Here is a 21,322-nt window from a genome sequence, read left to right on the forward strand (position 1 = left end):
TGTAAAGGTTACTTGGTACCTGAGTGACCAAATCCACCTTCACCACGATCTGAGGTATCAAACTCATCGACTAAGGTAAATTGTGCTTGTACTACGGGGACAAAAACGAGCTGTGCTAATCGGTCTCCGATTTCTAAGGTAAATGGCTTATCACTGCGGTTCCAGCAAGAAACCATTAATGGGCCTTGGTAATCTGAATCAATTAAGCCGACTAAGTTACCTAACACGATGCCGTGCTTATGGCCTAACCCTGAGCGAGGTAAAATGACAGCCGCTAAGCTTGGATCTGCCACGTGCACTGCAACCCCTGTAGGGATTAATACTGTCTTACCAGGCTCAATCACCATGGTGGTATCAATCATGGCGCGTAGGTCCATGCCAGCGCTGCCCGGTGTGGCATAGCTTGGTAATGGGAACTCACTGCCGATGCGTGAGTCGAGTAATTTGAGTTCTACAGGTGTTTTCATGATGTTTTTATTTTTGTCGCTATCAGAGTAAGTAATTGTTTTGCCAACGTCAGTTTATCGGTTGCAGGCAGTTGTTGACTACCGTCTTGCCAAAAAACATGTAATGCATTGGCGTCGGCATTAAATCCAAGACCTGCTATTGATACGTCGTTAGCGGCAATTAAGTCCAACTTTTTACGTTCAAGCTTTCCGCGTGCATATTCTTCTACGTTATCGGTCTCTGCTGCAAAACCTACAGTAAAAGGTCGTTTAGTCAGCGCGGAAACGCTGGCTAAGATATCAGGGTTGCGCACAAGCGCAAGCTGCATATTCTCTGATGACTTTTTAATTTTTGACTCGGCCACTTCTGCAATTCGATAATCTGCGACTGCAGCGCAACCGATAAAAATATCTTGGTTATCGACATTATCCATCACGGCATCAAGCATATCTTGTGCTGACTCAACATCAATTCTTGTCACACCTAGCGGAGTGGCTAAGTTAACCGGTCCTGTCACTAAAGTGACTTCAGCGCCCATTTGGGTGGCTGCAGTGGCTAATGCGAAGCCCATTTTGCCAGAGCTGTGATTCGATATGTATCGCACTGGATCAATAGGTTCGCGTGTTGGGCCTGCAGTTAATAGTAGTTTATGACCTGTGAGTGGTTTAGGGCCAAAAAATTGCACTAATTGTTCAGCAATCGCTAGTGGTTCTTGCATACGGCCAGGGCCGACTTCACCACAAGCTTGATCGCCACTTGCTGGGCCCCAAACTGTGATTCCTTTGCGGGCAATATTGGCCAGGTTCTCTTGAGTGGCTTGATTACGATACATCTGTTGATTCATCGCAGGGCATACAATTACAGGTGCTTCAGTGGCTAAGCAGGTTGTGGTTAACAGCTCATCTGCCATGCCTGCATTAATGCGGGCAATGAGGTTGGCGGTTGCTGGTGCGACAATTACGACGTCAGCCCAACGTGCTAGCTCAATGTGCCCCATTGCTGCTTCAGCTGCTGGATCAAGTAAATCAGAGGCTACAGGATGGCCTGACAAGGCTTGAATCGTCAGTGGAGTAATAAACTCCATTGCGCTTTGGCTCATGACCACACGGACATCAGCGCCGCGCTCTTTAAGACGACGAATTAAATCAGCGCTTTTGTACGCTGCAATACCGCCACCAATTCCTAATAGGACATTTTTATTTGTCAGCATGTTGTGCTTAATCCTGCTATTCACTTTATTGCCGCTACGATATCACAATCCGATTAATGGGGGATGATCCGAATTTAAAAATTTAGACCATACTCTTTAGTCGCAAGTGGCCATAAAAGGTCATAAAGAAAAGAGTTAACTCGTTAACCTAGATTATAGAAGCAATAAACAAGGGAGTGTTTATGGCAATTAAAGATTGGCCAAAGGGAGAAGGACCGAGAGATAAACTATTAAAGCACGGTGCGGGGCATTTATCTGATGCAGAGTTATTGGCGGTATTACTGCGTAATGGGTTAGCGGGACATAATGCGGTTGATTTGGCCCGAGGGATGATCAGCCAGTTTGGTGGATTAAGGCCATTATTTGCAGCGCCAAAATCACAAGTGTGCAAATTGGCGGGTATTGGTCCAGTTAAATATGCTCAATTACAGGCTGCATCCGAGATTTCGAAGCGAATTTTTGAAGAAAATATGCATCGAGGGCAAATTTTAATAAATCCTGATTTAACTCGGGACTATTTAATGAGACAATTAGCAGACCGATCCTATGAAGTGTTCGCATTATTATTGTTGGATAGCCAACATAGAGTGATTCAGTTCGTAGAATTATTCCGCGGAACGATTAATTCGGCATCAGTTTATCCACGTGAAGTGGTGAGCTTAGTGCTGGAGAAAAAGGCTGCGGCAGTCATAGTGTGTCACAATCACCCGTCTGGCATTGCAGAGCCAAGTCAGGCAGATCGGCAAATTACTGACAGATTAAAAAAAGCCCTCTCAACTATCGATGTTTCTCTATTAGATCATATGGTTGTAGGCGATCAAGAGATAGTATCCTTCGCTGAACGCGGGTGGATATTATAAACAATGCTTGATCTTAGTTTTGTTATCGTGTATAAAATGCGCCCTCTTTGTGCCTCGGGCGACGGCCACACGAGGCACATAAATGCTCGAGCGTTTTAAAATTGTTTTTGGAGAAGATTGACATGTCAAGAGTATGCCAAGTTACTGGCAAGAAGCCTATGGTTGGTAACAACCGTTCGCACGCTAAAAATTCGACTCGTCGTCGTTTTTTACCTAACCTACAAAACCACCGTTTTTGGTTAGAAGAAGAAAAACGCTTCGTGCAACTACGTGTATCTACTAAAGGTATCCGTATCATCGACAAAAAAGGTATTGAAGTTGTAGTTAAAGAACTTCGTGCCCGCGGCGAGAAGGTATAATAGAAAATGGCTAAATCTAAAGGTAATCGTGAGAAGATCAAATTAGTATCTAGTGCTAAAACTGGTCACTTCTACACTACTGAAAAAAATAAGCGTAACATGCCTGAAAAAATGGAAATCAAGAAATTTGATCCAGTTATTCGTCAGCACGTTATGTACAAAGAAGCTAAAATCAAGTAATTGATTCGCATCTTTTAAAAAGCCCCTTTATTGGGGCTTTTTTTTGGCTTTTTTTCAGTTAACCAGCCCTAGCTTTTACTTGTATAAGCACGCTCTCGCTTTATCAAAACTTAGTCAACGTCACTGAAACTCACCTTTAAAACTAGCAAGATATCTTTACAGCCGTTGAATTTACTAATCCAAGTTTGGTAGTCATTCTGTCATCTTATGGGACTAGGCTGCCGATTTAGTGGCTGGCGCCTTCTGTTTCACCACAATAGCCTGATTAAAATGACCTAGCAGTGCACTGGTTGACTAGAGTCATAAATCATACTGTGTGTCCTTCGTTTGAATAGTGTGTGCAAAAATGTGTTAACACTGACGAATGATCGCCTTATTCTGTTGCTATTGTTGATGTGTTTAAACAAAGCAAATGCGACTTGTTTGAATAGAGTGGAGATGATTGAGTAGTAAATTGTTAGCCGTAATCAATAAGTATTCACTCGTAAAAGAATAAAAAGTCTTAGCTAGACCAATATAATGCTTTTAAAGTGAATTTAAATGCAATATTATTGATTAATTATATTGTTGGCGGATGCGCTAATAAAACCGATTAGTTTACTTGTTAGGGGTTAATGTGCCTTTGAGAACCACAGAACTTGTTGATGGCTTCCGTCATTCTGCGCCGTATGTCAACGTACATAGGGGTAAAACCTTTGTTGTCATGTTAGGCGGTGAAGCGCTATTACATAACCAGTTCCGCAGTATTTTAAACGATGTTGCGCTGCTGCATTCATTAGGTATTAAAGTGGTACTGGTCTATGGCGCTAGGCCGCAGATTGATGCAGCGCTTCATGATGCAAACATTGAACCGAGTTATCACAACGGCGTTCGTATTACTGATGAAGACTCGCTAAAGGTCATTAAACAAGTAGCAGGTGCGGTGCAGTTTGATATTACCGCTCGGTTATCAATGAGCCTTGGCAATACGCCGATGCAAAATGCGCAAATTAACTTAGTCAGTGGCAACTTTGTTATCGCACAGCCTCTAGGTATCGATGATGGTGTTGATTTTTGCCTAACGGGTAAAGTTCGTCGTATTGATACCCAAGGACTTGAGCGTCAGTTGAATAACAACTGTATTGTGTTGATGGGCCCTATGGCGGTCTCAGTGACTGGTGAGTGCTTTAACTTAACAGCGGAAGAGGTTGCCACCAAAGTTGCGATAAAATTGAAAGCAGACAAGATTATCGGCTTTAGTAGCACCCACGGTATTTTAGATCAAGCAGGTGAAGTGATTGCTGAGCTTATGCCAAATGGTGCGCAAACCATATGGGATGAGATGAATCAAGCTGGGCAAGCTTGTGTTGGTACTATGGCATTTTTAAAAGCCAGTATTGATGCTTGTCGAAATGGGGTTCCGCGTTGTCACTTAGTCAGTTATTTAGAAGATGGTACCTTGCTGCAAGAGCTGTTCTCTCGTGAAGGTATTGGTACCCAAATTGTTACTGAAAGTGCTGAACGTTTAAGACGGGCTAATATTGGCGATATCGGTGGGGTATTGGATTTAATCCGCCCATTAGAAGAGCAAGGTATTTTAGTACGTCGTTCACGTGAGCAACTTGAAATGGAAATTGAACAGTTCATGCTGATTGAGCGTGACAGTTTAGTGATTGGTTGTGCGGCTTTGTATCCTTTTGAAGAAGACAATGCCGGTGAGTTTGCATGTTTAGTGGTGCATCCTGATTATCGTGATGCGGATCGTGGCAGTGTGTTATTGAATAACATCATTGGTCAGGCGAGAGTGCGCGGTTATTCACGCTTATTTGCATTAACCACGCGTAGTATTCATTGGTTCTTAGAACATGGCTTTAATATCGTTGAAGTTGATGCTTTGCCGAATGTGAAAAAACAGCTTTATAACTTTCAGCGTAAATCAAAAATTTTAGCGTTAGATTTATAAACCTAACAAATTTGACGTAATAAATGCCACTTCATGGTCATACATGGGTGGCATTTTTGTTATGCTCGACAAAACTATCAGCTCGCTATTAGCACTTATAAGCCTTTGGAAAAATGATGAATATTGAACTTGCAGGACTCTCTAGTAATGCCATGGCGAATTTTATTGGCTTGTTAATTGGCTTAGTGCTGTTAACGATACTGCTCAAAGTAAAAAAATTGCCGAGTGCGGCGTTTTATTCAAGCTTAGGGATCATTATTGCAGTTTTCGCTTTGTTTTCGGTCACCATGTATCAATCGAGCCAGGCAAGGGTATCGGTAAGTCAGTCGGGTGCTGTTGAGGTGAATATTCCATTATATGGTCAACAGTTTGAGGCGGGCGAGGTGGATTGGCAGCAAGCGCAGTTAATAAACCTATCACAAGCGCCTCAATTCACCCCTAGTAGACGAACTAATGGATTGGGTCTGACTGGATACTCTTTAGGTTGGTTTACGCTTAAAAACGGCGATAAAGCCTTAGTGTCGGTAACAACTAATGAAGGTGTGCTGCTTGTGCCAACTGACAAAGGGTATTCGCTATTATTGTCAGTGGAAAATCCGCAAACAGCAATGGCTAGCATCACTGCGTTGCTAGATTAAGATTAAGTCTGCTTTAAACGTCGTCTGCGTTGCAGTGCCATGTCAGTGGTAAAGATCAGCAGTGCACTCCAAATAAAGCCGAAGGTAATGCCTTTTTCAATATCAAAAGGTTCATTGTATAAAAATATCGCCAGCACAAACATGATACTCGGGCCGATATATTGGAAGAAGCCCAGCATGGATAATGGAATGCGCATCGCAGCTCCTGCAAAACACAGGAGTGGCACTGTAGTGACAATACCGGCAGCGATAAGGGTTAAGTTCATCGTCAGATCATTGGTAAAGATGTTTGCTGTTGCCGTATCTAATGTCAGCATTAAATAGCCTAACGCCACCGGCAACAAAATCGCAGTTTCAACCAGCAAACCGGTTTTTGCATCAATGTTGACCTTTTTACGCAATAAGCCATAAAAACCAAAAGAACAGGCTAAAGCCAGCGATACCAGTGGAATTGAACCAAACGAGATAAGTTGGATCAGCACTCCAATACTGGCAAGCGCCACTGCCACCCATTGCAGTTTTCTAAGTCGCTCAGATAAGAACACCATGCCAAGTAACACATTGAATAATGGATTAATAAAATAGCCTAAGCTTGCATCTAGCATGTGGTCATTATTAATCGCCCAAATAAAAATCAGCCAGTTAACAGCAATCAGTACCGAGGTTACGGTTAACACCAGCAGTTGTTTGGGCTGTTTCAGAACGAGTTTCAGGCGCGAAAATCCACCGATAAACTGCATTAAGATAATGATAAAGAAAAATGACCACACAACACGGTGAGCCAAAGTTTCAAATGCAGACACATCGCTTAATAATTTAAAATAAAGCGGCGCAATTCCCCAAAGGAAATAGGCACAAATGGCAAGGGCAATGCCTTTACGGTGTTCAAGATCTTGCATGGAAACCAACTGCGCGGAAATAAAGAAAGGGCGATTGTAGGTTGCTCGGGATGATCACTCAAGTTATTAGCGTAATCATTTGTTTCATGATGTCTCTCAGGTACGTGATGAACTAGTGCAATATTACCCAAGTTCATCATATTAGCGCCTAGTTCCTTATATTAAACCATCACATTAGCCGACCATATAAGTGCCCGTGCCAAATGCTAAATGGGTGCCTTCTTCGTTATGCAGTTCCATACGGCATACTGAAACGCGGTTTCCTGAGCGAATAACACAACCTGTGCCTGTGAATACTTCACCGCGACCAGGGCGTAAAAAGTCTACACGCATGTCGATGGTACCTAAGGTGGTTAAGCGTTTTTCTAATTGCTCTATTGTCCAATCTTCTCGACTTGAAACTAACCCAGCAAATGCGGTTAACCCGCCAACCACATCGAGCAAGGTGGCTGTGACACCGCCATGGAGAATATTTTGATGTATATTGCCGATGAGTTCAGGCTTCATTCGAATGACAACCTCAACACCTTCAGTGTCGTAGCGTTTAATGTCTAATCCTAAAAGATTATGAAATGGCACATGCTTATCAAAAATTTCAGCCACTTGTTTTAGGGCATTTAATTGAACTTCCGTGGTCATAGATAGCCTTTTTATTGTTATTTTATCTGTAAAAACATGCTTTTAATTAGCTAGGGTCTATTGAACTTTTCTGGTTGAATTTTGTTCGAAATAAAAGCGTTTTAATCGAGGCGGATGAATTGATGCCTAGTCATCTAAGCAAAATTTATCCAACAAAGAGTAAAACGCTTTTAGTCGAACCCTTCGTGCAGCGTTTGTTGGTTATTTTTACTGCGGTATCGACTTATTATGTAGAATAACTACACTACAAAGTCTCTGCCTTGCGACCTTGATGCATAGAATGGCCAACAACTCGTTGTAAAAACAACCTTGAAAGATCAATAGACCCTAGAGTATTTAATCTAACTTAATTAGCTTTATAAAATCAATGATGCATATTTGAGCAGTTAAAGCTGGCTTAATCATATTGAGTCGAGACATCTGCACTGCAGTGCTTTAAAATGATGCTTCTTATCTGCAGCCCAATAGATGGATAGCCCTATTTCCAGTTCAAGCTCAAGCCAAGCGATAGATCAAATCGACATTGCCCCCGCTGATTCTCAACATGAGTCGCAGGATGTGCTTGGGCATCAGTTACAACAAATTTTTGGTTACCGTGATTTTCGCGAAGGGCAACGAGAGATTATTGAGCAGACACTAAGTGGTCAAGATACCTTGGTGATTATGCCTACGGGTGGCGGCAAGAGTATGTGCTACCAGCTGCCAGCATTAATTCTTCCGGGTTTAACTGTTGTTGTTTCTCCTTTGATTTCCTTGATGAAAGATCAAGTTGATAGCTTAACGCAATCGGGCGTTGCAGCCGCTTATTTGAACTCTTCTCTTCCGCGCGATGAAACCGTGGCTATTTTACGTCGTCTTCATCAAGGCGAAATTAAATTACTCTATGTCTCTCCTGAGCGTTTATTAAGACCTGACTTTATCGAGCGCTTACATGAACTCAATGTGTCATTATTTGCTATTGATGAAGCGCATTGTATCAGCCAGTGGGGACATGACTTTAGACCTGAGTACGCCGCACTTGGGCAGTTAAAACAGATATTTCCTTATATTCCTTTGATGGCACTAACGGCCACCGCAGATCAAGCGACCCGAGACAGCATTTGTCAGCGCCTGCAAATTCAGCCGTTTTGTCTTTTATCGAGCTTTGATAGACCGAATATTCGATATACCGTGGTTGAAAAACTCAATGCTGCCAATCAACTTAAGCAATTTTTACAATTGCAAAAAGGCAGTAATGGCATCATTTACTGCAGTAGTCGTCGCCGAGTCGACGAAGTCGCTGACAGGCTAAAACTGCAAGGTTTTAGTGCTGCGGCATATCATGCGGGCATGACTCAAGAAGAGCGCATTGATATTCAGGATAAGTTTTTAAAAGACAAAATTGACATTGTGGTCGCAACGGTTGCGTTTGGTATGGGGATTAACAAGTCCAATGTTCGCTTTGTGGTGCATTACGATATTCCCAAAAGTGTCGAATCTTACTATCAAGAAACCGGCCGTGCTGGGCGTGATGGCTTAGATGCCGAAGCGTATATGTTGTTTGACCCGGCAGATATTGGCCGCGTAAAACATCTGATTGAGCAATCAGAGCCAGGGCCACAGCAAGATGTTGAGTTTCATAAAATGAATACCATGGCGGCTTTTGCTGAAGCGCAAACTTGTCGTCGCCAAGTGTTATTGCATTACTTTGACGAAAGCGCAGATAAGCCTTGCGGTAACTGTGACGTTTGTATTGATCCGCCAAAGCGCTATGACGGTACTGAAGATGCAAAGAAAGTCCTTTCTTGTATCTTTAGGCTTAATCAACACTTTGGTGTTAATCAGGTGATTGATGTACTGCGCGGCTCAAAAGCCGCGAATGTGATGGACCGAGGTCATAATAAGTTATCGACTTGGGGCATTGGCAAAGAGCATAGTCATGAATATTGGTTATCGGTTACTCGTCAGCTCATTCATCGTGGACTGGCTAGCCAAGATATCACTCGAGGTTCATCGGTTAAGTTAAACGAGTCAGCAAGACCAGTATTAAGAGGCGATGTGACTTTGCAGCTAGCTGAGCCACGTATTCAGTTAGTGACCACCAAGCGCCGTTCGAGTTCATCACGTGCACCACAACAATATGATCGCAAATTGTTTGCTCGTCTTAAGTTACTGCGTCGTGAGTTAGCTGAAGAACATGATGTGCCACCTTACTTGGTGTTTAATGACGCAACCTTAGCCGAAATGTCGGCCATGGTGCCGACCAGTGCTGGCGAGATGTTGGCGGTCAATGGTGTCGGTGAACGTAAATTAAGCCGTTTCGGTAATGCGTTTTTAGATGAAATCAGTCAATACCTGATTGAGAACTAGTCCTTTCGCCTTTTATGGTGCCTTTGCTAATGTCCTTCCATAAAATGAACCCTTTAATGAACACTAAAGGCTGCGTTGTCACTCCTGAACCAATGTTTTAATTCTCGAACGATACTCACTTCTAAAAATTCTTTCTTGTGACTTACAGTAATAGCAATCAGATTAAGTTTATTTCATATTTTATATAATCAAAATGATGGATGCTTGTTCAATTTTTTTATGCAAATTTTATCCGTTGCTAACTTGGTTGTTTTTCAATGTAAAACTGAGTAAAAATAAATGCTTAAATCACTGTATATCAAGCTTTACGCTTAGTTGTTGTGTTCAAAAAGATTGGTTTTACTCCATTTATGCTAAGCAAACCTAAGGTATTCTCTTAACCAATGGTAAAAAGATGAATAAATTGGGGTTGACACAGCAGGCTGGTCACGTTAAAAAGTGGGTATAGAAAAATTTAATTTAAGAATAATTAGTTAACTTTAATGAATATTTATAGTGGTAACATTCTCCTAGGTCTCCTTCTTCTCTTACGCAATATTTGCGCGGAGTCCTTTGTGTTACTTGCTAAATAAGTTTACTGGCATTCACAAACCCCGCGCTAACAGCCGCGGGGTTTTTTGTTTCTAGAACCGATTGATTTTAAAAACAGACCAATTAAAGCAACAAATTGAACGAACAAATACAGCTAACGAATTGGATTTAAGCACGACCAGAAAGATGGGATTAAATCGTTAGCTAAGCGAACAAACTTTTACTTGAACAATAGGTTCGATGGAGAAAACTGATGTCCAATAGAGTCATAATATTTGATACTACATTGAGAGACGGCGAGCAGGCGTTAGCAGCGAGTTTAACGGTCAAAGAAAAACTGCAAATCGCACTGGCGCTTGAACGTTTAGGTGTTGATGTTATGGAAGTCGGTTTTCCTGTTTCATCACCTGGTGATTTCCAGTCGGTACAAACTATTGCGAAGACAATTAAAAATAGCCGCGTGTGTGCTTTGTCCCGTGCATTAGAAAAAGATATCGATGCTGCAGCGCAAGCAATGTCTGTTGCAGATCAGTTCCGTATTCACACCTTTATTTCAACTTCAACGATTCACGTAGAGAGCAAATTAAAGCGCTCTTTTGATGATGTGCTAGAAATGGCCGTGAGCGCAGTGAAGTACGCACGTCGTTTTACTGATGATGTTGAGTTCTCTTGTGAAGATGCTGGACGTACACCAATTGATAACTTGTGCCGCATGGTAGAGCAAGCAATTAAAGCAGGCGCGCGCACGATTAATATTCCTGACACTGTGGGCTACACAGTACCAAGTGAGTTTGGTGGCATCATTCAAACTTTATTCAACCGTGTCCCAAATATCGACCAAGCGGTTATCTCAGTGCATTGTCATGACGACTTAGGTTTATCGGTTGCTAACTCGATTACTGCAGTTGAACACGGCGCACGTCAAATTGAATGTACGGTTAACGGTATTGGTGAGCGTGCAGGTAACTGTTCATTAGAAGAAATCGCGATGATCCTTGCTACGCGCAAGAATTTGCTAGGGCTTGAAAGCAATATCAATGCAAAAGAAATCCACCGCACCTCATCGCTTGTCAGTCAGTTATGTAATATGCCAATCCAAGCTAATAAAGCGGTGGTGGGCACCAATGCATTCTCTCATTCTTCAGGTATTCACCAAGATGGCATGCTTAAAGCCAAGAACACCTATGAAATTATGACGCCAGAAAGCATTGGTTTAAATCGTAATAACTTAAACATGACCTCTCGTTCAGGCCGTCACGTGATTAAGCACCGTATGGAAGAAATGGGCTACAAGGCAACTGATTACGATATGGATACCTTGTACGAACAGTTCTTAAACTTGGCAGATAAAAAAGGCCAAGTGTTTGATTACGATCTTGAAGCATTGGTGTTTATGGAAGCGCAATCTCAAGACGATGATAACTATTCATTAGAGCACCTAATGGTGCATTCAGATTCGACAGAAGGTGTCGCAACGGCAACGGTTCGCATCATCGTGGATGGTAAAGAAATTACAGAGGCTGCGACCGGTAACGGTCCAGTTGATGCGGCGTATAACGCGATAGCTCGCGCTACTGGCCGCACCATCAATATTACTAATTACAAATTAGGTGCAAAAGGCGAAGGCCAAAATGCATTAGGTCAAGTGGATATAACTGCTGAGTACAATAAGCAGACATTCCACGGTGTTGGTCTAGCGACAGATGTGGTTGAGTCTTCAGCGCAAGCATTAGTGCATGTGATGAATTTGACATACCGCGCAGATAAGGTCGCCAATTATAAACAACAGATTCATAAAGATAGGGAGTTAGGTGGAGTATGAGTTATCAAGTAGCAGTATTAGCAGGTGATGGTATTGGTCCAGAAGTTATGGCTGAAGCACGTAAGGTGTTAAAAGAAGTTGAAGCCAGATTTGAACTAGACATTGAATATGCTGAGTACGATGTCGGTGGTATCGCCATTGATAACCATGGTTGTCCGCTGCCTGATTCGACCCTTAAGGGGTGTGAAGCTTCTGACGCAGTATTGTTTGGTAGTGTCGGTGGTCCTAAGTGGGAGCATTTAGCACCAAACGATCAGCCTGAACGTGGCGCACTTTTACCATTACGTGGTCACTTTGATTTATTCTGTAATTTACGCCCAGCCAAACTGCATGCAGGCCTTGAGCATATGTCTCCGCTGCGCAGCGATATTTCATCTCGCGGGTTTGATGTGCTTTGTGTACGTGAATTAACTGGCGGTATTTATTTTGGTAAGCCAAAAGGGCGCCAAGGTGAAGGCGCTGATGAAGAAGCCTTCGATACTATGCGTTACAGCCGCCGTGAAATCGAACGTATTGCACGTATTGCATTTGAAGCCGCCCAAGGTCGCAGTAAAAAAGTCACTTCGGTAGATAAAGCCAATGTACTTGCGTGTTCAGTGCTATGGCGTGAAGTGGTTGAAGGCGTGGCGAAAGATTTTCCTGATGTTGAGCTTGAGCATATCTACATTGATAACGCGACAATGCAGTTATTACGTCGTCCGAATGAATTTGACGTGATGTTATGTTCAAACTTATTTGGCGACATCATTTCAGATGAAATTGCCATGTTAACCGGCTCTATGGGCTTATTGTCGTCAGCCAGTTTAAACAGTTCAGGTTTTGGTATGTATGAGCCTGCTGGTGGCAGTGCACCTGATATCGCAGGACAAGGTATTGCAAACCCTGTGGCGCAAATTTTATCGGCGGCATTGTTACTTCGTCACAGTTTAAAACTTGAAGATGCAGCTAGTGCAATTGAACGTGCGGTGAGTAAAGCATTGTCGGCAGGGTATTTGACCGGTGAGTTATTAAGTAGCGATGAGCGTCACAATGCGAAATCGACCTCAGAAATGGGCGACTTTATCGCAAATGCTGTTAAGGAAGGTGTCTAATGGCCAATCAAGTTTCAGCGCAAACCTTATATGAAAAAGTCTGGGATGCTCATGTGTTAGCTTCGCCAGAAGCAGAAGCGCCGATTATTTATGTGGATCGTCATTTGGTACATGAGGTGACGTCCCCACAAGCTTTTAGTGGGTTGAAAACGGCGGGTAGAAAACTACGTGCGCCAGAAAAAACCTTTGCCACTATGGATCATAATATCTCTACCTTGAGCGCAAGCTTAGATGCCATGAGCCCAATGGCGCGTATTCAAGTGGAAACCTTAGCGCAAAACTGTAAAGAGTTTGGCGTCAAGCTTTACGATATTCACCACCCAAATCAAGGTATTGTCCATGTAATGGGCCCAGAACTTGGGATTACCTTACCGGGTACAGTCATTGTGTGTGGTGACTCTCATACCGCAACCCATGGTGCTTTTGGGGCTTTAGCATTTGGTATTGGTACCTCTGAAGTTGAACATGTATTAGCCACGCAAACCCTGCGTCAACTTAAAGCGAAAACCATGAAAGTGGAAGTACGTGGCAATGTAACCGAAGGGATTACTGCTAAAGACATCGTACTCGCTATCATTGGTCGCTTAGGCATGGATGGCGGCACAGGCTATGTTGTCGAGTTTTGTGGTGAAGCCATTGAAGCTTTATCAATGGAAGGCCGCATGACCTTATGTAACATGGCCATCGAAATGGGCGCTAAAGCGGGTATGGTTGCACCTGATCAAACTACGTTTGATTATCTAGAAGGCCGTGAGTTTTCACCTAAAGGTGATGACTGGGAACAAGCCGTAAAAGATTGGACTGCACTGAAAACAGATGCAGGTGCTCAGTTTGATGCTGAAGTGGTATTAGAAGCTGCAGATATTGCCCCGCAATTAACTTGGGGCACTAACCCTGGCCAAGTCGTGCCTATTGATGCAGAAGTGCCAAATCCTGCCACAGAATCTAATGCCACTGTACGTGGCAGTATGGAAAAAGCACTAAAGTACATTGGTTTAACGTCAGGGACTAAAATGGTCGATATTCCAATTAATAAGGTGTTTATCGGATCGTGTACTAACTCCCGTATCGAGGATTTACGTGCTGCTGCTTATCATGCAAAAGATCGCAAGGTTGCTGATGGCGTTGTGGCGATTGTGGTGCCGGGCTCTGGTCAAGTTAAGCTTCAAGCTGAAGCTGAAGGCTTAGATAAAGTGTTCCTAGAAGCAGGGTTTGAATGGCGTTTACCGGGCTGCTCAATGTGTTTAGCAATGAATGATGACCGTTTAGAAGCGGGCGATCGCTGCGCATCAACCAGTAATCGTAACTTCGAAGGTCGACAAGGCCGTGGTAGTCGAACTCACTTAGTGAGCCCAGCTATGGCAGCCGCAGCTGCTATTGCTGGTCACTTTGTGGATATTCGTAAGCCTTACTAACGGTCAAGCAAAAGGACAAACAGATGCAAGCTTTTACAGAACACACAGGCTTAGCGGTTGCTATTGATAGTGCCAACATCGATACCGATCAAATTATTCCTAAGCAGTTTTTATCGAAAGTGACTCGCGACGGTTTTGGAGTGCATTTATTCCATGACTGGCGTTATTTAGATGAAGCGGGTGAGCAAGATAACCCAACATTTTCGCTGAATTTACCTCGCTATAAAGGTGCGTCAGTCCTTTTAGCACAAGAAAACTTCGGTTGTGGCTCGAGTCGTGAACATGCGCCATGGGCATTAGCAGATTTCGGTTTACGAGTGGTTATTGCACCGACATTTGCGGATATTTTTTATGGTAATTCAATCAACAATGGTTTGTTGCCTGTCAAACTTACCCATGAGCAAGTAAATCAGCTCATGGCTGAAGTGGAGGCGAGTGAAGGTGCGGAAATTACGGTGAACTTAGAATCACTCACTGTGACTTCACCGTCAGGCAGTGTGTTTAGTTTCACTATTGCAGAATCAGCAAGACATAAGCTATTAAATGGATTAGATGCGATTGGCTTAACGCTTGAATATGCTCAAGCAATTACTGAATATGAAGCCGCTATTCCAGCTTGGCGTGGTTAGTTTCATGACTTAAATACGCTTTTAAAAGTCATTCCATTATAAAATGGAATATTGAGCGTACACGTGTACCAAGATTATATTAGACAAAGCCTCTACTGCTATCAGTTGAGGCTTTTTTATTGGCATCATAAAATAGTTGTACTTTATCTTACTGTATTTAAACGTTTAATATTTGTACTGGTGTCTTTTGTTAAAAGCTTAGCTGAATTCACTGGCAGTTTAAGCGAACCAGTGTTTTACATTTTTAACTTTATATCCATATGAAAAATAACAGTTTAACTATTGTTTTGTTTTTGTATCGTACCAAGCTTAGCGAATAATTTTTTGAAAACGCATCATTTTCATTAAAAATTGTGTGATACATGTCACTTAAAATGTTTCTTAATTATCAAAATGTAGTTATTTACTCTGTTTTAAGGCTTTTGGTTGTAAATTTATTCTGCATCAGTAAACTTGCCGCGATTTCAAATTGAGCAATTGCTCTAATGATGTAAGAGATTAGGCAAACATAAGATTTGCTATAAACAGAGACTAATAATGAAAAAGACAATATTGACTGTGGCCGTTAGTGCCATGCTTTTCGGGGCAACGACTCAAGTGAATGCTGCTGGATTCCAGTTAGCTGAATATTCTTCGACTGGTTTAGGTCGTGCTTTTGCTGGTGAAGCGGCTATGGCTGATAATGCTGCGGCTCAAGCAAGAAACCCTGCAATGCTAACGTACCTTGAAGGTCGTCAGCTTTCTGGTGGTGCGATTTACGTGATGCCAAATGTTGATGTGATGGGTGATGTCAGTATTTCTTCTCCATTATTAGGTGACGCTCCTGTTATGGTGCCAGCAGATGCTATCGATATTGCCGGTAACGCTGTAGTGCCAAATTTTTATTACTCAAATCAGCTGAATGATCAGTGGACTTGGGGTTTAGCTGTGAACTCTAATTATGGATTAGCAACAGAATTAGATGCTAACCATGCAGCAGCAATTTTTGGTTCAGAAACCGGTATTACCACTGTTGAATTCAACCCGAACATTGCTTACAAAATCAGCGAAGCATTCAGTGTCGGTGCAGGTTTACGTGTTGTATATGGCGAAGGTCATGTTGGCGCATCAATGCCAGGTTGGATTGATGGTGTTAAGCAAGCTGTGCCAGATTTAGCGCCAATGTTGCCTGATGCTGGTGCAAGCCTTAAATACATGGAAGGTGATGATATCGCGTTTGGCTGGCAATTAGGTACTAGCTGGCAGATTAACGAAACTCACCGTGTCGGTTTTGCTTATCATAGCGGTGTTGAGTTAGAACTTGATGGCGAGGCTTCAGGTTTACTTTATGATGGCGGCCAAGACGTTTACATCGAAGGTTACTTACCGATTGAGCTACCTGCTTTTGCTGAGTTAGCTTCTCATCATCAGTTCACTGACAACTGGGCAATGCACGCCAGTGTTAACTGGACTCAGTGGAGCGTTTTTGAAGAGTTAGTGGCTTATTTCCCTGGCGAAAACAAGCCGACTGGCGACCTTGAATCTGATTTAGTTAAAGAAGAAAACTTTAAAGACAACTGGCGCTTTGCTTTAGGCACGACTTATCAACTTAACGACAAGTGGTTAGTGCGTGGTGGTATGGCTTTAGATAAAGGCGCTGCTCAAGACGAATACCGTTCGACAACGATTCCTGATTCTGACCGCTTATGGTTCAGTGCGGGTGCAGGCTACCAAGCGACTAAAAACCTAACCGTTGATTTTGCTGTGACTTACCTTAAAGGTATCGGTGATGCACCAATCAATGAAACACAAGATTTATTGGGTTTAGCGTCGGTTAACTATACCGGTGACGTTGAAGCTGACGTATGGTTAGCGGGTATTCAACTTAGCTACAAAATGTAATGAGTTAGCCCATTACGATAGATTCATTTAAAGCCTCGCAATTGCGGGGCTTTTTATTGCGCTAGATTCCGCATTCTATGCTGAGTTGTGTGGTTAGTTACCTATTATGGAGTGTTGAATTCATCACATTATTAATCGCCTTGTTACAAGTGACTTGTGATTAGTCGATATCCGTCTTAACTTATTATGATGAAGTGAACATGGTGCTAGCATTAATTACAATGCACCTTCGGTATTGAAAGGCAAAAAATGAATTCAAAGAAATATGTTATCGCGCTCGATCAAGGTACCACCAGTTCAAGAGCCATTGTTTTCGATCATAAAGCCAATATGGTGGCAGTATCTCAGCGTGAGTTTACTCAAATATATCCTCAAGCAGGCTGGGTTGAGCATGATCCAATGGAAATCTGGTCTTCACAAAGTTCATCATTAATTGAAGTACTCGCAAGGGCGGGGATCAGTGGTGATGATGTTGCAGCTATTGGGATTACTAATCAGCGCGAAACGACAGTTGTGTGGAACAAGCACACGGGTAAACCTATTCACAATGCCATTGTGTGGCAATGTCGTCGTAGCCAAGCCATTTGTCAGCAATTTAAAGCTGATGGCTTAGAAGATGATATTAAGTCATCAACAGGCCTAGTGTTAGATCCTTATTTTTCGGCCAGTAAAATTAAGTGGCTATTAGACAATGTTGAAGGCGCGCGGGAACAGGCTGAAGCGGGAGATTTACTGTTTGGCACAATTGATACTTGGTTGGTGTGGAAACTCACCAAAGGAAAAGTCCATGTCACTGAGCCAACAAATGCATCTCGTACCATGCTATTCAATATTCATCAGCAGCAATGGGATGAAAAACTGTTAAATGCCTTTGGTATTCCCCGTGCAATGTTACCTGAAGTGAAACCATCGTGTGCGGTTTACGGTACGACGAGTATTGCGGGTGGCGAGATTGCCGTGGCTGGTATGGCAGGCGATCAGCAATCTGCTTTATTTGGACAGCTGTGTTTTGAGCCTGGTATGGCAAAAAATACTTATGGTACTGGCTGTTTCTTACTGATGAATACTGGCGACAAAGCTGTTACGTCGACCCATGGTTTATTAACTACGATTGGTATTGGTGCTGATTTATCGGTGAATTACGCTTTGGAAGGTGCTGTCTTTATGGGCGGCGCGGTTATTCAGTGGTTGCGGGATGAAATGGGCTTAATTCAAGACTCACAAGATACAGAGTACTTTGCTAATAAAGTCTCGGATACTAATGGGGTGTATTTAGTGCCCGCTTTTGTTGGGCTAGGTGCACCATATTGGGATGCCGATGCCCGAGGGGCCATTGTTGGATTAACCCGAGGCGTTAATCGAAGTCATATTATACGTGCGGCATTAGAGGCAATAGCGTATCAAAGTAAGGATTTACTTGAAGCGATGAGCCAAGATTCGGGTGTCGCACTGAAACAAATCAGAGTCGATGGCGGCGCTGTGGCCAATGATTTTTTGATGCAGTTTCAGGCTGATATTAGTGATGTTGATGTTATCCGTCCCCAAGTGACTGAAACTACCGCAATGGGCGCCGCATTTTTAGCGGGTTTGGCGGTTGGGTTTTGGCAATCAACTGATGAGCTTAAAAATATCGCTGTGACGGATAAACAATTTAGCGCTCAAATGCCATCCTCTACCCGAGAGCAACTTTATTTGGGGTGGAAAAAGGCAGTGAAACAAACCATGTCAGCATAAGATTAATGATATCAATTAAGGGAGTATGGCTAAACTTCGATATCAATGTGCTTGATATAAGGGGAATCAGCATCTTGAGCAGATTGCTCATGAGTAGGGTGCTCTTGAATAGATTGCTCTCGAGCTAATTGTGCTTTTGTGGACTGTTTTTTCACTGATGGATTATCTGCGGGCAGTTGTGATTGTGGATCTTCATGACTGTCAGCAGCAATAGAGTCACTATTACCAACTTTGTTTACCTTTCTTTTCACACCGTCAACTTGTCTAGGTGGCCTAGCGACAATGGCATATATGCTATCTAAACTCATGTTGACCTCCTTATTGCGATAGTTGTTTTACTGACACGGACTGGCTGTTAACTTTATATCGGCCATTGCTGATTATTATTTAATCTATTTTAGTATAGTACGCTTAGTAACAGCCCGACAAAAGCCACAGTCTAGTTGTTAATAACAATTTGGCAGTCAACCTTAAATGACTGGCACAATTTATACGTTAAAAGTGACCTATCACACATTGGATGGATATTTATTAATAAATAAATCTGCTGAGATCGATCCCTATTGTTATTTTTATATGAAAATAGTCACAATTTAGATCATATTCCCCACATTTATTACTGATATGAATGCTGTTATGTCTATGGTTTCGTTCATTTACCCGCCTAAAAGCCACTTTTCTCCACCTGAAACAACCTAATTATAATTTGCTGCTAACCCGCTTCAGAACTGGATTTAATTAATGTTCTCATCCCTTGACAATACTTGTGTTGTATCCCTAAACTTAAGGGTTGTGGGGAATTGTGGATATTTGTGGGAATTTTAATAACAATTAATAGGAATCGATGGCAGTGTTTCGGGGTGCTAGTGCGATAAATATGGATGCAAAAGGTCGGATCGCTATTCCAATGCGATACCGAGAATCCTTGCGCGCCGAGCACGAAGGCATTGTTGTTATCACGGTAGATATCCAATCACATTGTTTATTGATCTATCCGATCCACGAGTGGGAGTTGATAGAGGCGAAGTTACTGCAACTATCTGACACCGACAAAGTTGAACGTTCCATGAAACGAAGATTACTAGGCCACGCTCATGAATGTGAGTTAGATGGCAATGGACGTGCGCTCGTTCCTCCAGCTTTAAGACAGTATGCAGGGTTACAAAAGAAAACCATGCTGGTGGGCTTATTGAATAAGTTTGAATTGTGGGATGAAGCAGCTTGGCAGGTACAAATGGATGAAAGCCATGAGTTGATCCAAGCTGAAGATCTCGCTAGCCATGAAAGATTAGCGAATTTTTCATTATAAATAACCAATTAAGAAGAGTCTGATGAGCCAAGAATTTGCCCATTTATCTGTACTACTGAAAGAAACCGTTGATGGTTTGAATATCCATGAAGATGGCATCTATATCGATGGCACTTTTGGACGTGGTGGTCATTCTAGGCATGTGCTGAGTCAACTCGGTGAAAACGGTCGTTTAATAGCAATTGATCGCGATCCGCAAGCGATTGAAGCTGCGAAACAGTTTGCTGACGATCCACGTTTTCAAATTGTTCATGGTGGATTTGGCCAGTTAGCGGATTACGTTACTGAGCTTGGCCTTAAAGGCAAAATTGATGGTGTGTTACTTGATTTAGGTGTGTCATCACCTCAATTAGATGATGCTGAGCGTGGCTTTAGTTTCCTGCGTGATGGCCCATTAGACATGCGTATGGATAATAGCCAAGGTCAAACGGCAGCGCAGTGGATTGCCAAAGCAGAAATTGAAGATATGGCATGGGTCTTTAGAACCTATGGTGAAGAGAAAAACTCTCGCCATATTGCCCGTTGTATTGCTGCAGACCGTGATGAAACACCGTTTTTAAGAACTAAAGATTTAGCCGATTTAATTGCGCGAATTACTAAAAATAAAGAGCGTAATAAACATCCTGCTACGCGAGTGTTCCAAGCTATTCGTATTTATATCAATAGCGAGCTGGAGCAGATTGAACAAGCACTAGAAGGTGCTGTTTCTGTATTAGCGCCAGAAGGACGTTTATCAGTGATCAGCTTCCATTCGTTAGAAGACAGAATGGTGAAACGTTTCATTCGTAAGAATAGCCAAGGTGAGAGCGTGCCACATGGCCTGCCTATCACTGAAGCTGAAATCAATAAATCAAGAAAACTGAAAGCAATCGGTAAGGCCATGAAGCCTTCGGATATTGAAATTGAGCAAAATCCACGTTCACGTAGTTCGGTGTTACGTGTTGCGCAGCGTCTTGACTATTAATATTAAAATTGAACATTAAGCACTATTTTACGGTGTTTAACTCGGCCATATAAAGAACAAAATGGGGTTAACTTGGGGCAATCATCGATAAAATTATCACGTATTGTGCTTGCCGATATCTGGCGACATAAGTGGATTTTATTAATGTCGATAGTTGTACTGAGTAATGCAGTTGGGGTGGTGTATACCAGCCATGCTACGCGCAAATTAACCTCACAAATGGATCATCTATTACAAGAGCGCGATAGGTTAGATATTGAATGGCGTAACTTGTTGTTAGAAGAGCAATCTAAGTCAGAACATAGCCGTGTGACGAGGATTGCCACTAAAGATTTAAAAATGGTGCGACCATTACCAAAAGAAGAAGTGGTTATTCGGTTGCAGTAAATTGAGTGAGAGACTTCATTAAATAAGGATTGTTGG

At 42.5% G+C, this 21,322-nt stretch carries 20 protein-coding genes; 15 read left to right on the top strand and 5 right to left on the bottom strand.

The features are described from left to right. Window positions 1-8: 8 nt before the first annotated feature. Together dut and coaBC are read right to left on the bottom strand one after the other, a co-directional pair. Window positions 9-467, bottom strand: a complete 459-nt coding sequence (gene dut / locus BCU84_RS04120) for a dUTP diphosphatase (RefSeq protein WP_102526831.1) — start codon at window positions 465-467, stop codon at window positions 9-11. Further along, the gene (gene coaBC / locus BCU84_RS04125) at window positions 464-1,657 is read right to left on the bottom strand and encodes a bifunctional phosphopantothenoylcysteine decarboxylase/phosphopantothenate--cysteine ligase CoaBC (RefSeq protein WP_102526832.1); all 1,194 of its coding nucleotides are present in this window, start codon (window positions 1,655-1,657) and stop codon (window positions 464-466) included. The genes dut and coaBC overlap by 4 nt, the downstream gene beginning before the upstream one ends. A 182-nt stretch (window positions 1,658-1,839) precedes the next feature. Between coaBC and radC the strand changes: the two genes are divergently transcribed. The 5 genes from radC to BCU84_RS04150 all read left to right on the top strand — a co-directional run bounded on the left by radC (window position 1,840) and on the right by BCU84_RS04150 (window position 5,636). After that, window positions 1,840-2,517, top strand: coding sequence for a DNA repair protein RadC (radC, locus tag BCU84_RS04130; protein WP_102526833.1), 678 nt, complete (start codon window positions 1,840-1,842; stop codon window positions 2,515-2,517). Between the two features lie 122 nt (window positions 2,518-2,639). Then, window positions 2,640-2,876 carry a 50S ribosomal protein L28 gene (rpmB, locus tag BCU84_RS04135; RefSeq protein ID WP_055025225.1) on the top strand — a complete coding sequence of 79 codons (237 nt, stop codon included), beginning with the start codon at window positions 2,640-2,642 and terminating at the stop codon, window positions 2,874-2,876. A 6-nt stretch (window positions 2,877-2,882) separates the two neighbouring features. Next, entirely contained in the window at window positions 2,883-3,056 is a 174-nt protein-coding gene (gene rpmG, locus BCU84_RS04140; protein WP_011494790.1) for a 50S ribosomal protein L33, read from the top strand. Between the two features lie 622 nt (window positions 3,057-3,678). Beyond that, complete coding sequence (gene argA / locus BCU84_RS04145; protein ID WP_102526872.1) at window positions 3,679-4,998, top strand: amino-acid N-acetyltransferase; 1,320 nt, start codon at window positions 3,679-3,681, stop codon at window positions 4,996-4,998. A gap of 116 nt (window positions 4,999-5,114) precedes the next feature. After that, window positions 5,115-5,636, top strand: coding sequence for a PH domain-containing protein (locus BCU84_RS04150; protein WP_157936190.1), 522 nt, complete (start codon window positions 5,115-5,117; stop codon window positions 5,634-5,636). Between the two features lie 2 nt (window positions 5,637-5,638). On the opposite strand, the gene rarD is transcribed toward BCU84_RS04150, so the two are convergent. Together rarD and BCU84_RS04160 are read right to left on the bottom strand one after the other, a co-directional pair. Continuing rightward, entirely contained in the window at window positions 5,639-6,535 is an 897-nt protein-coding gene (gene rarD / locus BCU84_RS04155; protein ID WP_102526835.1) for an EamA family transporter RarD, read from the bottom strand. Window positions 6,536-6,709: 174 nt separating this feature from the next. Continuing rightward, window positions 6,710-7,174: a thioesterase family protein gene (locus tag BCU84_RS04160; RefSeq protein WP_102526836.1), complete on the bottom strand. Its 465-nt coding sequence runs from the start codon at window positions 7,172-7,174 to the stop codon at window positions 6,710-6,712. 468 nt (window positions 7,175-7,642) lie between these two features. Here BCU84_RS04160 and recQ point away from each other — a divergent pair, with 468 nt between their 5' ends. The 7 genes from recQ to glpK all read left to right on the top strand — a co-directional run bounded on the left by recQ (window position 7,643) and on the right by glpK (window position 18,626). Further along, window positions 7,643-9,523, top strand: coding sequence for a DNA helicase RecQ (recQ, locus tag BCU84_RS04165; RefSeq protein ID WP_102526837.1), 1,881 nt, complete (start codon window positions 7,643-7,645; stop codon window positions 9,521-9,523). Between the two features lie 784 nt (window positions 9,524-10,307). Beyond that, window positions 10,308-11,876 carry a 2-isopropylmalate synthase gene (gene leuA / locus BCU84_RS04170; protein ID WP_102526838.1) on the top strand — a complete coding sequence of 523 codons (1,569 nt, stop codon included), beginning with the start codon at window positions 10,308-10,310 and terminating at the stop codon, window positions 11,874-11,876. After that, entirely contained in the window at window positions 11,873-12,967 is a 1,095-nt protein-coding gene (gene leuB, locus BCU84_RS04175) for a 3-isopropylmalate dehydrogenase (RefSeq protein WP_102526839.1), read from the top strand. The genes leuA and leuB overlap by 4 nt, the downstream gene beginning before the upstream one ends. Then, window positions 12,967-14,382, top strand: coding sequence for a 3-isopropylmalate dehydratase large subunit (gene leuC, locus BCU84_RS04180; protein WP_102526840.1), 1,416 nt, complete (start codon window positions 12,967-12,969; stop codon window positions 14,380-14,382). Before leuB ends, leuC begins: the two co-directional genes overlap by 1 nt. A gap of 23 nt (window positions 14,383-14,405) precedes the next feature. Beyond that, window positions 14,406-15,011, top strand: a complete 606-nt coding sequence (gene leuD / locus BCU84_RS04185) for a 3-isopropylmalate dehydratase small subunit (RefSeq protein ID WP_102526841.1) — start codon at window positions 14,406-14,408, stop codon at window positions 15,009-15,011. Between the two features lie 537 nt (window positions 15,012-15,548). Then, the gene (locus BCU84_RS04190; RefSeq protein WP_102526842.1) at window positions 15,549-16,892 is read left to right on the top strand and encodes an outer membrane protein transport protein; all 1,344 of its coding nucleotides are present in this window, start codon (window positions 15,549-15,551) and stop codon (window positions 16,890-16,892) included. Window positions 16,893-17,141: 249 nt separating this feature from the next. Next, a complete protein-coding gene (gene glpK / locus BCU84_RS04195) occupies window positions 17,142-18,626 on the top strand; it encodes a glycerol kinase GlpK (RefSeq protein ID WP_102526843.1) in 1,485 nt (494 codons plus the stop codon). Between the two features lie 29 nt (window positions 18,627-18,655). Here glpK and BCU84_RS04200 read toward each other — a convergent pair whose 3' ends face one another. Then, entirely contained in the window at window positions 18,656-18,934 is a 279-nt protein-coding gene (locus tag BCU84_RS04200) for a hypothetical protein (RefSeq protein WP_102526844.1), read from the bottom strand. 542 nt (window positions 18,935-19,476) lie between these two features. On the opposite strand from BCU84_RS04200, the gene mraZ reads away from it, so the two are divergent. The 3 genes from mraZ (at window position 19,477) to ftsL (ending at window position 21,286) form a co-directional block, all read left to right on the top strand. Beyond that, window positions 19,477-19,935: a division/cell wall cluster transcriptional repressor MraZ gene (gene mraZ / locus BCU84_RS04205; protein ID WP_102526873.1), complete on the top strand. Its 459-nt coding sequence runs from the start codon at window positions 19,477-19,479 to the stop codon at window positions 19,933-19,935. 22 nt (window positions 19,936-19,957) lie between these two features. Beyond that, window positions 19,958-20,899, top strand: a complete 942-nt coding sequence (rsmH, locus tag BCU84_RS04210) for a 16S rRNA (cytosine(1402)-N(4))-methyltransferase RsmH (RefSeq protein ID WP_102526845.1) — start codon at window positions 19,958-19,960, stop codon at window positions 20,897-20,899. Between the two features lie 72 nt (window positions 20,900-20,971). Then, complete coding sequence (gene ftsL / locus BCU84_RS04215) at window positions 20,972-21,286, top strand: cell division protein FtsL (protein ID WP_102526846.1); 315 nt, start codon at window positions 20,972-20,974, stop codon at window positions 21,284-21,286. Window positions 21,287-21,322: the final 36 nt, after the last annotated feature.

Source organism: Shewanella sp. 10N.286.51.B7 (assembly GCF_002873615.1).
Classification (GTDB): domain Bacteria; phylum Pseudomonadota; class Gammaproteobacteria; order Enterobacterales; family Shewanellaceae; genus Shewanella; species Shewanella electrodiphila.

What these genes read in the sequence shown, in the direction of transcription:
- dut (WP_102526831.1), bottom strand. Translation starts at nt 467, where the DNA reads ATGAAAACACCTGTAGAACTCAAATTACTCGACTCACGCATCGGCAGT.
- coaBC (WP_102526832.1), bottom strand. Translation starts at nt 1,657, where the DNA reads ATGCTGACAAATAAAAATGTCCTATTAGGAATTGGTGGCGGTATTGCA.
- radC (WP_102526833.1), top strand. Translation starts at nt 1,840, where the DNA reads ATGGCAATTAAAGATTGGCCAAAGGGAGAAGGACCGAGAGATAAACTA.
- rpmB (WP_055025225.1), top strand. Translation starts at nt 2,640, where the DNA reads ATGTCAAGAGTATGCCAAGTTACTGGCAAGAAGCCTATGGTTGGTAAC.
- rpmG (WP_011494790.1), top strand. Translation starts at nt 2,883, where the DNA reads ATGGCTAAATCTAAAGGTAATCGTGAGAAGATCAAATTAGTATCTAGT.
- BCU84_RS04150 (WP_157936190.1), top strand. Translation starts at nt 5,115, where the DNA reads ATGAATATTGAACTTGCAGGACTCTCTAGTAATGCCATGGCGAATTTT.
- rarD (WP_102526835.1), bottom strand. Translation starts at nt 6,535, where the DNA reads ATGCAAGATCTTGAACACCGTAAAGGCATTGCCCTTGCCATTTGTGCC.
- BCU84_RS04160 (WP_102526836.1), bottom strand. Translation starts at nt 7,174, where the DNA reads ATGACCACGGAAGTTCAATTAAATGCCCTAAAACAAGTGGCTGAAATT.
- recQ (WP_102526837.1), top strand. Translation starts at nt 7,643, where the DNA reads ATGGATAGCCCTATTTCCAGTTCAAGCTCAAGCCAAGCGATAGATCAA.
- leuA (WP_102526838.1), top strand. Translation starts at nt 10,308, where the DNA reads ATGTCCAATAGAGTCATAATATTTGATACTACATTGAGAGACGGCGAG.
- leuB (WP_102526839.1), top strand. Translation starts at nt 11,873, where the DNA reads ATGAGTTATCAAGTAGCAGTATTAGCAGGTGATGGTATTGGTCCAGAA.
- leuC (WP_102526840.1), top strand. Translation starts at nt 12,967, where the DNA reads ATGGCCAATCAAGTTTCAGCGCAAACCTTATATGAAAAAGTCTGGGAT.
- leuD (WP_102526841.1), top strand. Translation starts at nt 14,406, where the DNA reads ATGCAAGCTTTTACAGAACACACAGGCTTAGCGGTTGCTATTGATAGT.
- BCU84_RS04190 (WP_102526842.1), top strand. Translation starts at nt 15,549, where the DNA reads ATGAAAAAGACAATATTGACTGTGGCCGTTAGTGCCATGCTTTTCGGG.
- glpK (WP_102526843.1), top strand. Translation starts at nt 17,142, where the DNA reads ATGAATTCAAAGAAATATGTTATCGCGCTCGATCAAGGTACCACCAGT.
- BCU84_RS04200 (WP_102526844.1), bottom strand. Translation starts at nt 18,934, where the DNA reads ATGAGTTTAGATAGCATATATGCCATTGTCGCTAGGCCACCTAGACAA.
- rsmH (WP_102526845.1), top strand. Translation starts at nt 19,958, where the DNA reads ATGAGCCAAGAATTTGCCCATTTATCTGTACTACTGAAAGAAACCGTT.